14 protein-coding genes are annotated in these 12,860 nt (G+C 36.1%); 2 read left to right on the top strand and 12 right to left on the bottom strand.

All coding sequences use genetic code 11. The annotated features are described in order from the left end of the window. Positions 1-18: 18 nt before the first annotated feature. The 4 genes from N0B16_RS12295 to folK all read right to left on the bottom strand — a co-directional run bounded on the left by N0B16_RS12295 (position 19) and on the right by folK (position 5,544). Positions 19-1,920, bottom strand: a complete 1,902-nt coding sequence (locus N0B16_RS12295; protein ID WP_262991242.1) for a RecQ family ATP-dependent DNA helicase — start codon at positions 1,918-1,920, stop codon at positions 19-21. Positions 1,921-1,993: 73 nt separating this feature from the next. Then, on the bottom strand, positions 1,994-3,463 hold the full coding sequence (locus N0B16_RS12290; protein WP_262991240.1) for an OmpA family protein: 1,470 nt from the start codon (positions 3,461-3,463) through the stop codon (positions 1,994-1,996). Positions 3,464-3,493: 30 nt separating this feature from the next. Next, the gene (locus N0B16_RS12285) at positions 3,494-4,990 is read right to left on the bottom strand and encodes an OmpA family protein (protein ID WP_262991239.1); all 1,497 of its coding nucleotides are present in this window, start codon (positions 4,988-4,990) and stop codon (positions 3,494-3,496) included. 11 nt (positions 4,991-5,001) lie between these two features. Continuing rightward, on the bottom strand, positions 5,002-5,544 hold the full coding sequence (gene folK / locus N0B16_RS12280; protein ID WP_368407555.1) for a 2-amino-4-hydroxy-6-hydroxymethyldihydropteridine diphosphokinase: 543 nt from the start codon (positions 5,542-5,544) through the stop codon (positions 5,002-5,004). Between folK and sppA the strand changes: the two genes are divergently transcribed. After that, positions 5,441-7,195 (top strand): signal peptide peptidase SppA, encoded by a 1,755-nt coding sequence (gene sppA, locus N0B16_RS12275; protein ID WP_262991237.1) that lies wholly within the window; start codon positions 5,441-5,443, stop codon positions 7,193-7,195. The genes folK and sppA overlap by 104 nt on opposite strands. Before the next feature lie 68 nt (positions 7,196-7,263). Here the strand turns inward: sppA and N0B16_RS12270 are convergent, their stop codons facing one another. The 6 genes from N0B16_RS12270 to lnt all read right to left on the bottom strand — a co-directional run bounded on the left by N0B16_RS12270 (position 7,264) and on the right by lnt (position 11,110). Next, positions 7,264-7,521, bottom strand: coding sequence for a GlsB/YeaQ/YmgE family stress response membrane protein (locus N0B16_RS12270; RefSeq protein ID WP_262991236.1), 258 nt, complete (start codon positions 7,519-7,521; stop codon positions 7,264-7,266). 56 nt (positions 7,522-7,577) lie between these two features. Further along, on the bottom strand, positions 7,578-8,531 hold the full coding sequence (ftsY, locus tag N0B16_RS12265; RefSeq protein WP_262991235.1) for a signal recognition particle-docking protein FtsY: 954 nt from the start codon (positions 8,529-8,531) through the stop codon (positions 7,578-7,580). A gap of 164 nt (positions 8,532-8,695) precedes the next feature. Beyond that, a complete protein-coding gene (locus N0B16_RS12260) occupies positions 8,696-8,848 on the bottom strand; it encodes a DUF4295 family protein (protein WP_066755245.1) in 153 nt (50 codons plus the stop codon). A gap of 19 nt (positions 8,849-8,867) precedes the next feature. After that, positions 8,868-9,050, bottom strand: a complete 183-nt coding sequence (gene rpmG / locus N0B16_RS12255; protein ID WP_027373683.1) for a 50S ribosomal protein L33 — start codon at positions 9,048-9,050, stop codon at positions 8,868-8,870. Between the two features lie 3 nt (positions 9,051-9,053). Then, the gene (rpmB, locus tag N0B16_RS12250; protein ID WP_002976757.1) at positions 9,054-9,296 is read right to left on the bottom strand and encodes a 50S ribosomal protein L28; all 243 of its coding nucleotides are present in this window, start codon (positions 9,294-9,296) and stop codon (positions 9,054-9,056) included. Between the two features lie 173 nt (positions 9,297-9,469). Next, entirely contained in the window at positions 9,470-11,110 is a 1,641-nt protein-coding gene (gene lnt / locus N0B16_RS12245; RefSeq protein ID WP_262991234.1) for an apolipoprotein N-acyltransferase, read from the bottom strand. Between the two features lie 55 nt (positions 11,111-11,165). Between lnt and N0B16_RS12240 the strand changes: the two genes are divergently transcribed. Next, positions 11,166-11,588, top strand: a complete 423-nt coding sequence (locus tag N0B16_RS12240) for a VanZ family protein (protein WP_262991233.1) — start codon at positions 11,166-11,168, stop codon at positions 11,586-11,588. Here the strand turns inward: N0B16_RS12240 and proC are convergent. Both proC and N0B16_RS12230 read right to left on the bottom strand, forming a co-directional pair. After that, on the bottom strand, positions 11,569-12,372 hold the full coding sequence (gene proC / locus N0B16_RS12235) for a pyrroline-5-carboxylate reductase (protein ID WP_262991232.1): 804 nt from the start codon (positions 12,370-12,372) through the stop codon (positions 11,569-11,571). The genes N0B16_RS12240 and proC overlap by 20 nt on opposite strands. Before the next feature lie 88 nt (positions 12,373-12,460). After that, entirely contained in the window at positions 12,461-12,832 is a 372-nt protein-coding gene (locus tag N0B16_RS12230) for a helix-turn-helix domain-containing protein (protein WP_262991231.1), read from the bottom strand. Between the last annotated feature and the right edge of the window lie 28 nt (positions 12,833-12,860).

Below are 12,860 nucleotides of genomic sequence, written 5' to 3'. Positions count from 1 at the left end.
GATGAATGATCAACCAATTTATACGAGTGCGTAAGTACGGAAATTGAGCATTTTTATCTTTCCTGAATCCAAAAGGAAAATCAGATGTTGTAAAATGCTTTCTTTTTGATGATATTGAAGCTGCGCAGAAAGCTCTTCTATGGTTGAAGAGTTTTTGGATAAGACGTTAAGGATTTCCTGAGAGATGTTTTTTCCGAAAATAGTTTGCCTGTTTTTTTCGCAGACAGAACATGTACCGCAGTTTTTTGCATTTTTTTCACCGAAATAAGAAAGAATCAGTTTCATCTTGCAGTAGGTTTTATCTTCTACATAAAATTTCATTTCTTCCCATTTCTGAATTTTATTTTTTTGAATATGCTCAAAAATCTTCCAATAGATTCCGCCATTGGATCTTTCATCGCGTGGCTTGAGAAATTTTACACTAGACAGGGCACCGTCAATATATTCAAGATAATTTTTTTGCTGTAATTCTTTTAATCTTTCTTTAATCAAATGTTGACTTACTCCGAGTTTAGCGCTTACTTTCTGCTCACTGAACATAACTTTATGAGTGGTAATTCCTGAAATAGTACGTAAGAGGAGCTCAATAAAATAAGCATCTTTTTTCGGGAGCTGATCTATTTCGTCTGCTTTTATTTTTAATTCCAGAGATGACAGGCTTTTATTGCTGTTGTAGTAGATAATTTCCTGAGTATGAAGAAAATTCAGTACATTTTTGATTTTCGCAGCTGAAAGCTTGGTGAAGTTTTGAATTCCCGCTGTATTGAGCTGAAATACTTTTTCGGGCATTTCAAATTCTGCCACCTGAAAAATAGAGTAGAGGTAAGTAATTATTTTTTCAAATTCAGTTTTATTCGGAATCTGGTTTTTTAAAATCTGGTCAAAATTTGAAATTTCCTGCTGATCCCAAAGTAAAAATGCATAACTCGCATTTCCATCTCTTCCTGCTCTTCCGATTTCCTGATAGTAATTTTCGATGGACGGTGAAGGCGAAAAATGGATCACAAAACGCACATTGTCTTTATCAATACCCATCCCAAAAGCATTGGTAGAAATTAATATATGATTACTGCTGTTATTCCACAGGTTTTGCCTGCTGTTTTTTTCACTTGTTGTCAATCCTGCATGGAAAAAATCAACATGTTGTATTTGTTTTTTATGAAGATATTCTGTGAGTTGCTCTGCCTCTTTTCGGGTTCTTACATAGATAATTCCAGATTCTTTTGCAAATTTCAGGATGTTAAAAATCCGCTGATATTTATCTGAAATTTCTTCACAGAAAATTTTTATATTTTCTCTTTTAAAGCTTTTCTGAAAAATAGTAGGATTTTTCAGCTCTAATTTATTTTTTATTTCATCTAAAACTTTCGGGGTTGCCGTTGCCGTAAGCGCAAGACATGAAATTCCGGGATGATTTTTTCTGAAATCTTTAATGTTCTGATAACTTGGCCTGAAGTCTTGCCCCCATTCGGAAATACAATGTGCCTCATCAACTGCAATAAAAGAAAGCTGTATCTCTTCAATATTTCGTAAAAATTGTATATTGGTCAATCTTTCGGGCGACACATACAGTAATTTTGTAAGACCGTCTTTACATCGGTTATAAATGACTTCTGCATCAAAATCATCGAGCTCCGATGATAAATATTCGGCTTCAATTCCCCGGAATTTTAGTTGATTTACCTGATCTTTCATTAATGCCAATAAAGGAGAAATAACGAGACAAACTCCCTCTCTTAGCAGTGCGGGAAGCTGATAACATAATGATTTTCCTGCTCCTGTCGGGAGTAAGATTAAAGTGTCTTTCTGATTTAAAACAGAATCAATCACCTGTTCCTGAGGATCTCTGAAACTATCGTGCCCCCAAAAATGTTTAAGGGTTTTATGTTTTAATTTTTGAAGATCTTGGTGAGAAATCATACTGTAAAAATAAGGAAAGTAAGAGAACAAAAAAAGTCACGCATGGCGTGACTTTACATATGTAAAAATCAATTTATTTTGCTTCAAAGAATACTCTTCTGTTGGCTCTGTTTTTCCATTCAGGACATTTTGTAGCCGGCTCACATTCAGGATATTTAAGGTCTTTTTCACCTCTTCCTTCTGCTGAAAGTTTTGAAGAATCTACTCCGCTTTTGATCAGATAGTTTTTTACGCTGTTTGCTCTTCTTTCAGATAACTTTTGGTTATATTCATCGGTTGCTCTTGTATCGGTCGCTCCGATTACTTTATAAGATCCGTTAGAAGAATTGATGTAATTTACCGCATTGTTCAGAATAGGCGTGTTTGAAGGTAAAATTCTGTCAGAATTTAAATCAAATTCAATTCCTTCCATATTGGTTACTGTTTCATTAACAGGTCCTGTAGGTGTTACAGCAGCGGTTGTTGTAGGGCATCCGTTGTTTTCTACAGGTCCGGGAACCGTTACACATTTATCGTAAAGATCGATAACACCATCTAAATCTGCATCCAATGCAACACCTGCTCCATCAACTCTTGCTCCTGCAGGAGTATCAAGTTGTCTGTCCCAATCGTCACAAACACCGTCATTATCTGCATCACCTTTTTTACAAACTTCGATATCCTGATTTTTATTAGCCAAAACATCTAATTTATAATAGATTTCCTGCAATGGGTCATGCCACATCAGGTGAGATTCGTGTTTTCCTAGTTTTAATGATAATCCTAAAGTAGCGTTGAAGAAGTTGTCAGAAACCTGGTCTTCTCTCTTGTTGATATCGCTGTATTGAGCTCCGCCACCATCAAACTGGTCATCACCGGTTACAATATACATTACTCTACCTTCGAGGTCTAATCTTCTGTTGATTTTATATTTCAGACCTGCTCCTGCCTGTCCGAACATTGAACCTAATTTAAAAGGTTTAACTTCTGTCATCAGTCTTTGTCCGGCAAGATCTTCCTGATAAGCTCTATATGATAATGTACCAATCCCTGCATATCCGTGTAATGCCCATCTGAAAGGAGATTTATTGTCTACTCTTCTCAATAAGTTTGAGAAATTGATGTCCCCTAAAATGGAAATTGCATCGTATTGCGTTCTGGCTCCTACCTGCTGATTTACAGAAGCATTAGTAGGTGCAGAATCTTTGGTATTAAACCATCCCTGTCTTGTTTCCCCTCTGTCATACTGAAGATTGATTCCGAAAGCATGGGTAATCGCTTTATCAATACTTACATAAGCAGAGTATCCTACTAGATCCTTACCATTTCCATTTCCATTTTTAATAGACGTTAAATCTGCAGACTGTACCAAAGGAACCCCGGCTCCGAATGAAATCGCCCAGTCGTTGAATCTTTTGGATTGTTGTGTAAATGGCGATACATTCGCAGATCCTGATGAAAAAGTGTTTGGATATTTTTCATTTGAAACTGCTGTTGAGTCTTGTGCAAAACCAGCTGTAGGTACAGCTAATGCTAATGCGACAATTGCTAAACTTAATTTCATAGTGTATTTTTTATTTAGTTATTTTAATATTTATTTTGATTTGAAATATACTCTTCTGTTGGCTTCATTCTTCCATTCAGGACATTTGGTAGCAGGATCACATTCCGGATATTTTAAATCTGTTTTTCCTCTTCCTTCAGCAGTAAGCATACCGGAAGAAACACCTTTGCCGGTAAGATATTTTACAACAGCATTGGCTCTTTTCTGTGATAAGGTCTGGTTTAATGCAGCAGAACCTCTTGTGTCAGTAGCACCGATTACTAAAAACTGATCGCTGGAATTCAAACCTTTTATAATGTCTGCAGCATGATTTAATTTATCGAATGACTGAGGCCTGATTTTATCACTGTTAAGTTCAAATTCAATTCCTTCAAAATCCTTATTGATATTTTCTACGACTTCATTGCTCGGGTCTAATAAATGTGAGGGTTCTGGAGCTATAGGACATCCATTATTATCAGGAGGTCCTGGATCTGTTACACATTTATCATAAAGATCAATAGTGCCGTCAAGATCCATATCCAAAGCTACCCCGGAACCGTCAACTCTTGCGCCTGCAGGAGTATCCAGTTGTCTGTCCCAGTCGTCACAAACACCATCGTTATCATTGTCTCCTTTTTCACATACGACAAGCTCAGTAGTTGCATTATCCAGTATATTGGTTCTGTAATATACTTCCTGTAAAGGATCATGCCATGCTAAATGGGTCATGTGTTTTCCTAATTTGAATGATAAGCCTAAATTAACGGTCATCATATTATCAGTGTAAGAATCATTGATTAAGTTATAATTGATTCTGTCGCCTAAAGAATTTTCTAATGCTCTACCTTCTCCGCCGCCATCAAATTCTTCATCACCACTGATGATATACATTACTCTCGCTTCAACATCTATTAGTTTTGAAACATTATATTTTAAGCCTACACCACCTTGGTAGAAAAAAGAGGCGATGCCTAATTTTTGATCAATCATAACAGGAAGTCTGTTGGGAGCAAATCTTAATAAATCATCATCTGTCAATAATGTTTTATATCCTTGAAATCCTATTCCTGCATATCCGTGAAGTGCCCATCTGAAAGGAGAATGATTGTCAACTCTTCTAAGAAGATTTGAGAAATTGATATCTCCGAGCAAGGATATCTGATGATACTTAGTATATGCAACTCCTACTCCCGCTAAAGGATTGGTATCAAGATGGGCCTGCTGATTGGTTTTTCCCATCTGATATTGTAGATTAAGACCGAAAGTATGGCTGATCTGCTTATCAAGGCTGATGTATGCATTGTATCCCCAATTTATTTTTCTGTCATAAAATGAAGTAAGATCTGCATTCGTCATGAAAGCGCCGCCGCCTCCTACTGAAACCGCCCAGTCGTTGAACCTTCTTGCTTTGTTGTCAAATTTGTGAATGTTTGCCGAGCCCGAAGAGAATGTGTTTGGGTACTGGTCTGAAGAAATTACAGCAATACTGTCCTGAGCATAAGTTGCTATAGGCAATATGGCCATTAATAATAAACCTAATTTCATACATTATGTTTTTATGTGTTGATAAAATCTTTTAATAATATTTTCGAAAATTCTCTTTCAAAAAGATGTTTTTTATGAGGGATTTCTAATCTTTCTGAAATAAAATTTAAATCATTGTAGCTAACGATATCAATATCAATAATTCTATCAGTGTAAACTCCGAATATTTTTGAATCATTAGCTCTTCCCATATCTAATTCTATTTTTTTTATAAAATTTAATAATTGGACTGGTGAAAAATGTGTAAATATTATTGCTGCAATATTACAAAAAATATTGGAACTGACAAATTCTACGGGAAGAGATGTTAAATATTCACTCTTTTTAAGAATAAAATTCACCTCTTTAATCCTGTTAATCGCTGTATCTATATTACTTTTTGTGTCCCCGATATTACTTCCTAGTAACAAAACGACCTTATGTTGCGACATATTGAAAAAATGATTATTTATGAAGAGTTTCTTTAAAAATGTATTGGCAAATATAGTTGCAATTGTGATATTGTGTGCTGTATTTTTCTTCTTTTTTATTATGATGATTGCGTTTGGATCCATGAGTAACGAAAAATCGGTGACGGTAAAAAAGAATTCTGTTTTAACGATTAATCTTAAAACCACCATTATAGACAGCCCTACTGAAGACCAACAGAATATTTTTGGTATTAATAATAAAAATACGAATGTTTTAATTTATGACGTTATAGAAGCTGTTAAAAAAGCCAAAACTGATGATAATATTAAAGGCATCAGTATTGAAATTGATAATTTAAACGCAGGAATCACTCAGATTGATGATCTTCGAAGTGCTATTGAAGATTTCAAAAAAAGTGGAAAATTTGTGTATGCGTATGGTAACGTGGTTTCCCAGTCTTCTTATTATCTGGGATCGGTTGCGGATCAGTATTATCTGAATCCATCCGGTGGTATTGAACTGAAAGGGCTTTCTACTGAAGTTACTTTCTTTAAAGATTTTGCTGAAAAATATGGGATCGGAATTGAAGTAATCCGCCATGGAAAATTCAAATCTGCGGTTGAACCTTTTTTAAGAAATGACATATCTCCGGAAAATAAAGAACAGTTAAGCACCCTTTTAAATGACATCTGGGAAAATACTTCTTCGAAAATCGCGGCTTCAAGAAAAATGAATACCAGTCAGTTTAAAACCATTGTAGACAGTTTGTACGGGATGATCCCGGATCAAAGTTTAAAATATAAATTAGCAGATAAACTGATTCAAAAATCAGAATACGACCAACTCATCAAAGCAAAACTTAACTTAAAAGAAGAGGATAAACTAACAAAGATTTCTTTATCTAAATATATGGATTCTTTTAAAGACAAAGACCGGTCAGATGAAAAAGTAGCGGTTTTATATGCTTCAGGATCTATTAATAACGGTGATGAATATAACGATATTTATTCTCAAAAATATATAGACTATATTAAAGAGCTTCAGGATGATAAAAAAATAAAAGCCGTTGTATTGAGAATTAATTCTCCGGGAGGAAGTGCGAATGCATCCGATGAAATTTTATTTGAACTTCAACAGCTTAAAAAGAAAAAACCGCTGATTATTTCATTTGGCGATTATGCCGCATCAGGAGGATATTATATTGCGATGGCTGCAGATAAAATCTATTCTGAACCTAATACGCTTACAGGTTCTATCGGTGTTTTCGGCGTTTTACCTTATTTTAAAGATCTTGCCAATAAAAACGGAGTACGATCAGATATCGTTTCCACTAATGCAAATTCTGCATTTTATTCTTCTTTGAACGGAGTTACGCCTTATGGAGTAAGCTTAATGACCAGAAGTGTAGAAGGCACTTACAAAAGATTTGTATATTTTGTAACACAAAACCGAAAGAAAACTTTTGAGCAGATCGACAACATTGGTGGGGGAAGAGTATGGAGCGGTACCCGTGCTAAAGAAATAGGATTGGTGGATGAATTGGGAAGTCTGCACGACGCGGTAAAGTTTGCTGCTGAGAAAGCAGGATTAAAATCTTATGAAGTCGCTTCTTATCCTAAAAAGATGACCGCATTTGAAAAGATTTTTGAAGACCTTAATGAAGATGATATCTCTGCAAAAGTGATTAAAAATAAAATTGGAAAATCCAATTATGAAATTTTACAGCAGATGACCGATAAAAAACTGAAATCTGAAGTGAAAATGGAAATGCCTTACCAGGTAAAAATAAACTAATAACAAAGTCATAAAAAAATCCGGATCTGAAATTTCAGATCCGGATTTTATTTTTTTTTGTATTCTAACTACCTCTGTCTGGTTAAAGCACCATAAATAAACAGAACCAGCACAGCCCCTAAAACTGAGATACCGATCGTACCCAAATCCCAAGGATTTCCATCGTCACCAATGCCTAATGCTCCGGCAATAAAGCCACCCACTAATGCACCTACAATTCCTAAAATGATTGTTACAATCCAACCGCCACCCTGAGTTCCAGGCATTAAAAATTTCGCGATTGCTCCTACAATTAATCCGAAAAGGATCCAAGCTAAAATTCCCATAGTTTTACATTTTTTAATATTACTGAATTGGTTTAATCAAGAATCAATAACTGATATTATCTCTTCTTGAAAAAAGAATCTACAAATTCTGTACCATTAAATAATTGCAGGTCCTGCATTTTTTCACCAACACCGATATATTTTACGGGAACCTGAAACTGATCTGAGATTCCGATCACTACACCTCCTTTTGCAGTTCCGTCTAATTTTGTGACAGCCAAAGCATTAACTTCGGTAGCCGCTGTAAACTGTTTTGCCTGTTCAAATGCATTTTGACCGGTAGATCCGTCTAAAACTAATAAAATTTCATGGGGGGCGTCAGGAATTACTTTCTGCATCACTCTTTTGATTTTAGAAAGTTCATTCATCAGATTGATTTTATTGTGAAGCCTTCCTGCTGTATCGATAATTACGACATCAGCATTTTGCGCAACCGCACTTTGTACCGTATCAAAAGCAACCGAAGCGGGATCAGATCCCATTTCCTGTTTTACAATAGGAACGCCCACTCTTTCGCTCCAGATCGTAAGCTGATCTACTGCTGCAGCTCTGAAAGTATCTCCTGCTCCCAAAACAACACTTTTACCTTCGGATTTAAACTGATGGGCCAGTTTTCCGATAGTCGTGGTTTTTCCTACTCCGTTGACACCGACAACCATAATCACGTATGGCTTTTTTGAAGTATCGATATTTCCGGTAGACGCATGAGGGTTTTCTAATAATAAGCCTGAAATCTCTTCACGCAGAATGCCATCCAGCTCGCTTACGCTTACATATTTGTCCCTTGCAACCCGTTCTTCAATTCTTTCAATAATTTTGATGGTCGTAGAGGCACCTACATCAGAAGCAATAAGAATTTCCTCTAAATTATCAAGTACTTCATCATCTACTTTGCTTTTGCCGACTACGGCTTTTGTCATTTTTTCAAAGAAACCCTGGCTTGATTTTTCTAATCCCTTGTCTAAGGTTTCCTTTTCTTCTTTTTTGAAAATATTTTTAAACCAACTCATTTTTATGAATTACAAATTATACATTACGAATAGGACTAAAAAACATTCAAGTATCTTGTATGTAATTGGTAATTCCTAATTCGTAATCAGCTTATTAAAGCAAAGATAACAAAAAAACTACCCAAAATATGAGTAGTTTTTTATATTGTAAATAAAGTAAAAGATTATTTTTTCAAATAAGCATCCACTTCGTCTGCATTCATTACTTTTTCTTCGAAAACGTAAGCATCTGATTTAGATGACTTCACCATTTTCACAACTTTAGTCATTTTTTTTGACTGTCCGCTTTGTAGGGTTGCTACTACTTTCTTTGCCATGGTAAATTATATTTATAAATTACTTGATTTCTTTGTGAAGGGTAGATCTCTTAAGAACAGGATTGTATTTTTTCAATTCCAATCTTTCTGTCGTGTTCTTTTTGTTTTTGGTAGAAATGTATCTCGACATTCCCGGCATACCGCTTTCTTTGTGCTCTGTACATTCAAGAATTACTTGAACTCTGTTTCCTTTTTTTGCCATGATTTAGTTCTTTTTAATCAATCCGTTTCTAGTCGCTCTTTCGATAGCTTCTTCGATTCCAATCTTGTTAATTACTCTCAATCCATGAGCTGAAACTTTTAACGTAACGTGCTTATCCTGCTCTGGAAGGTAAAATTTCTTCTCCAATAAGTTAATTTCAAAACGACGCTTCGTTTTGTTATTAGCGTGAGAAACGTTGTTACCAACCATTGCACGCTTTCCTGTTATCTGGCAAATTCTTGACATATCTCGATGTTCTTATTTGTATAATATTTGAGGTTGCAAAATAACGGATAATTTTTTAGACAGACAAGTTTTTAATTATATTTTCTTTAAAATATTTTATAAAAACCATGGGTTAATTTGAATTTAAAAATCTTTTAACTCTGATACAGCTTGTAAAATCATAGTTTTTTTATTTAGGCCTTCTTTTTCTGTATTTTATTTTGAAACCAATTAATCAAATAATAGAAAAGCAGGAAGCCTAAAGAAAATATAGAAAACCGCGTAAGCAAATCACCCGATTTTACATAAAACGTTTCTTTTTCATACAGATTGATCTTGGCAAATAATGCTGTTTTATCCCCATAAAAAGTATCTTCTGCAATTTCGCCTTTGGCATCAATGTGCGCAGAAATCCCGCTGTTGGCAGAACGTGCGATTTCTCTTCGGGTTTCGATAGCTCTTAATTTTGCATAGGATAAAAGCTGTTTGTGACCCTCTGTAACTCCCCACCAGGAATCATTGGTCATGATGGCCAGAAAATTTGCCCCTTTTTTTACATAATCCGTTACAAATTCCCCGTAAATACTTTCATAACAGATAATAGGAGCAATTTTCCCTTTATTGTAAGGATTTGAAAAAGCGACTCTTTCCTGATCTGTTCCCAAAGAAGCGATCGTTCCGCCCATATTAAGCATGGCGTCCCCTAAAAGCGGTTTTAAAACACTCATATACGGAAAAATTTCAACACCGGGAACGAGTTTTCCTTTATGGTACACCTCAACTTTCTGGTTGGAAACGAGCTGTATCGCAGAATTGTAACTTTCTACCCAAAGTCCCGGATTCAGCTGATAAGCCTCTTTCGGAAGATTTTCTTTGCTGTAATAATATCGGTGTGACGAAATTCCTGTCGCAAATACCGATCCGGGATGCTGTGTTAAAAAACCTTTGACATGATTTAATAATCCGTTCTTCTCAAATGCGGTTTCCGAGATAGAACCTCTCCCGGGAATTGCCGTTTCCGGAGCAATATAATAATCGATTTTTACATTTGAATTTTGCTCGGCGAGTGTCAAAAGGTCGTTTACAATCGTAATACTGTCTTTAGAATATTTTTCAGCGTAAGGATCAAGTGCAGGCTGAAGCAGCAGCACATTTACCTGTCCTGTCGGTTTTTCATCAAAAGTATGGTATTTTACCATGGATATCACCATCGGAACAATAACGAGTACCGAGACGATAGATACATTTCTGATAAGATCTTTTCTCTTTCGTCCGGCTTCCCACGTTCTTATCGTATAAAATATCAGGACATTGATCAGTAAAATCCAGAAACTTCCCCCAGTTGCGCCTAATGTGTCATACCACTGAATCAGTTTAGGATATTCTGAGAATACATTTCCCAAATTCAGCCAGGGCCAGGTCAGCTCCCAATTCATGTGAAACTTCTCAAAACTCATCCATATAGCGACTAAAAATGCCAATCCCCAATAGCTTCCCTGTGCATTTTTATACCAGTGATAGCATTGAAAAACCAGAGAATACAAAAAAGAATTCACCAGGACCGGAAACACAACAGCAAGCAGAGAATGGCTTCCGTCCGGGTTTTTTGAACCGTAGAGCCAGCCTGTGGTAACGATATTCCAGATGATAAAGCAGAGATAGGAGAGCCCGAAAACCACCCAGCTTTTTCTTTTGAATTTTGAAAATTTGGATACGCTGTGCTCCATCATCAGTAGAGGAACAAGGGCGATAAATATAAAAAACGGGATACCGTAAGTCGGCCAGGAAACCGAAAGCAGCATTGCCGAAATAAGCGTAAGCAGGATGTATTTCATTACATTAATTTGACATACAAATTTAATGTTTTTGAAATGAATAACTTTGCAAATCATGATAAAGAAATTATACAAAATTTTAATTCTTCCGTATACGTTATTTCTGCTTTACCTTATGTTTTTAGGAATGGGCAGATCCATGATGGAAGATAATGCAGTGAGATTAAAACCGATCCTTTCCACCTTATGGTTTATAGAGGAAACCATCCTGTGGACAGATATTGTGAAAATTGTCATAGGAAATATCATCATGTTTATGCCTTTCGGGTTTTTGGGGTGGTGTTTTCCTTCGCTGAAAGACCTTAAAAATCTGATGTACACCTTTGTTTCAGCTATTACCATTGTGGAAGGGCTGCAGTATTTTACCAGAATGGGAATCTTTGAAGTGGATGATATTTTACTGAATACTTTGGGAGTCTATCTGGGATGGCTGCTCTGCCGCGGTATCGAAAAACGGATCAGCCGTTCAGCTCTTTAGCCCGTTTCTCGGCGCTTAAAATGCCTTTCTGTATAATTTCTTTAAGATTGCTGTCTTCAAATGTTTTTAACGCGGCTTCCGTAGTTCCCCCTTTTGAAGCGACGTCTTTGATCAATTCTTCAAGGTTTTTCTCGGAATTATTAATCAGATGATACGCTCCTAACATGGTTTGCTTTACAAATAATTTGGATAAATTTTCATCAATTCCCATCTCTGTTCCTGCTTTGATCATCGCATCTACGATGTAATAAAAATAGGCCGGCCCGCTTCCGGAAAGGGCAGTAACACCATCCAGCAAATCTTCATTTTCCAGATAGACAGATCTTCCGGTGCTGTTGAGAAGACGTTCTATATTCATTAACTGGCTGAAAGAAATTCCTTCGGCGGCAGTATATCCGGTAATTCCCATGCCTAAAAGAGTAGGGGAATTGGGCATCGCACGTACAATTAATGGATGATTGAGCATGGTTTGAATCTTTCCGATCTTGATTCCTGCCATAATGGATAAAACCATCTGGTTTTCTTTGAGCTTAAAATGAATATTTTCGGCCACTTTATTAAAATCCTGAGGCTTGACGGCGATGATGATGAGATCTGCTTCCAGTTCATTCAGCTCTTCAAAGACTGAAATTCTGGATTTTGGAAACGCTTCTGAAATTTTAGAAATCTTAGACTGGTTTCTGGTAATAAGATGCAGGTTTTCCGGCTGTATCAATTCGTATTTCAGAAAAGATTTTGAGAAAGATAAGCCCATGTTTCCGGCTCCGATGATGGCAATTTTCATTTATGTTGTGTTTTTTATAGTAGATTGTGAAACCTAACGGGTTTTTAAAACCCGTTAGGTTTACTTTAGCCCAAGTATTTCAGGCAGGCTATTTTTTTAATAGGCTCTCGATCAGCTTGCTTTGGTTTTCTATGAGCTTTGCCATTTGCTGCTGATTGTCTAAAATCTTATCGATGAGTGCCTGAGATTGAAAATTAATTGTAGAGTCAAAAGCCAGACAAGAAGAATTTTCAAATTTTGCATTAGACAAATCTACATTAGGAATTTGTGCTTGTACCAAGTCTAAAAAATCAATCTCATATATCTCAGCTAATTTCTGAAGATTAGGGAGGGTAGGTTTTGCCTGTCCCGCTTCCCATTTGTTATAGGCAGATTGTGAAATATCCAGCTGATGGGCTACATCCATCTGAGACCATCCTTTCTGGGTTCTTAATTTTAAAATTTTCTCTGATAAACTCATACAATACCGAATTTTTACAGCTAAAGTA

This window comes from Chryseobacterium gilvum (assembly GCF_025628965.1).
GTDB lineage: Bacteria > Bacteroidota > Bacteroidia > Flavobacteriales > Weeksellaceae > Chryseobacterium > Chryseobacterium gilvum.
This window is presented reverse-complemented; position numbering and strand designations above follow the sequence as displayed.

Bases quoted from the DNA above. Each gene is read 5' to 3' on its own strand.
- N0B16_RS12295 (WP_262991242.1), bottom strand. From the start codon at position 1,920: ATGATTTCTCACCAAGATCTTCAAAAATTAAAACATAAAACCCTTAAA.
- N0B16_RS12290 (WP_262991240.1), bottom strand. From the start codon at position 3,463: ATGAAATTAAGTTTAGCAATTGTCGCATTAGCATTAGCTGTACCTACA.
- N0B16_RS12285 (WP_262991239.1), bottom strand. From the start codon at position 4,990: ATGAAATTAGGTTTATTATTAATGGCCATATTGCCTATAGCAACTTAT.
- sppA (WP_262991237.1), top strand. From the start codon at position 5,441: ATGAAGAGTTTCTTTAAAAATGTATTGGCAAATATAGTTGCAATTGTG.
- folK (WP_368407555.1), bottom strand. From the start codon at position 5,544: ATGGATCCAAACGCAATCATCATAATAAAAAAGAAGAAAAATACAGCA.
- N0B16_RS12270 (WP_262991236.1), bottom strand. From the start codon at position 7,521: ATGGGAATTTTAGCTTGGATCCTTTTCGGATTAATTGTAGGAGCAATC.
- ftsY (WP_262991235.1), bottom strand. From the start codon at position 8,531: ATGAGTTGGTTTAAAAATATTTTCAAAAAAGAAGAAAAGGAAACCTTA.
- N0B16_RS12260 (WP_066755245.1), bottom strand. From the start codon at position 8,848: ATGGCAAAGAAAGTAGTAGCAACCCTACAAAGCGGACAGTCAAAAAAA.
- rpmG (WP_027373683.1), bottom strand. From the start codon at position 9,050: ATGGCAAAAAAAGGAAACAGAGTTCAAGTAATTCTTGAATGTACAGAG.
- rpmB (WP_002976757.1), bottom strand. From the start codon at position 9,296: ATGTCAAGAATTTGCCAGATAACAGGAAAGCGTGCAATGGTTGGTAAC.
- lnt (WP_262991234.1), bottom strand. From the start codon at position 11,110: ATGAAATACATCCTGCTTACGCTTATTTCGGCAATGCTGCTTTCGGTT.
- N0B16_RS12240 (WP_262991233.1), top strand. From the start codon at position 11,166: ATGATAAAGAAATTATACAAAATTTTAATTCTTCCGTATACGTTATTT.
- proC (WP_262991232.1), bottom strand. From the start codon at position 12,372: ATGAAAATTGCCATCATCGGAGCCGGAAACATGGGCTTATCTTTCTCA.
- N0B16_RS12230 (WP_262991231.1), bottom strand. From the start codon at position 12,832: ATGAGTTTATCAGAGAAAATTTTAAAATTAAGAACCCAGAAAGGATGG.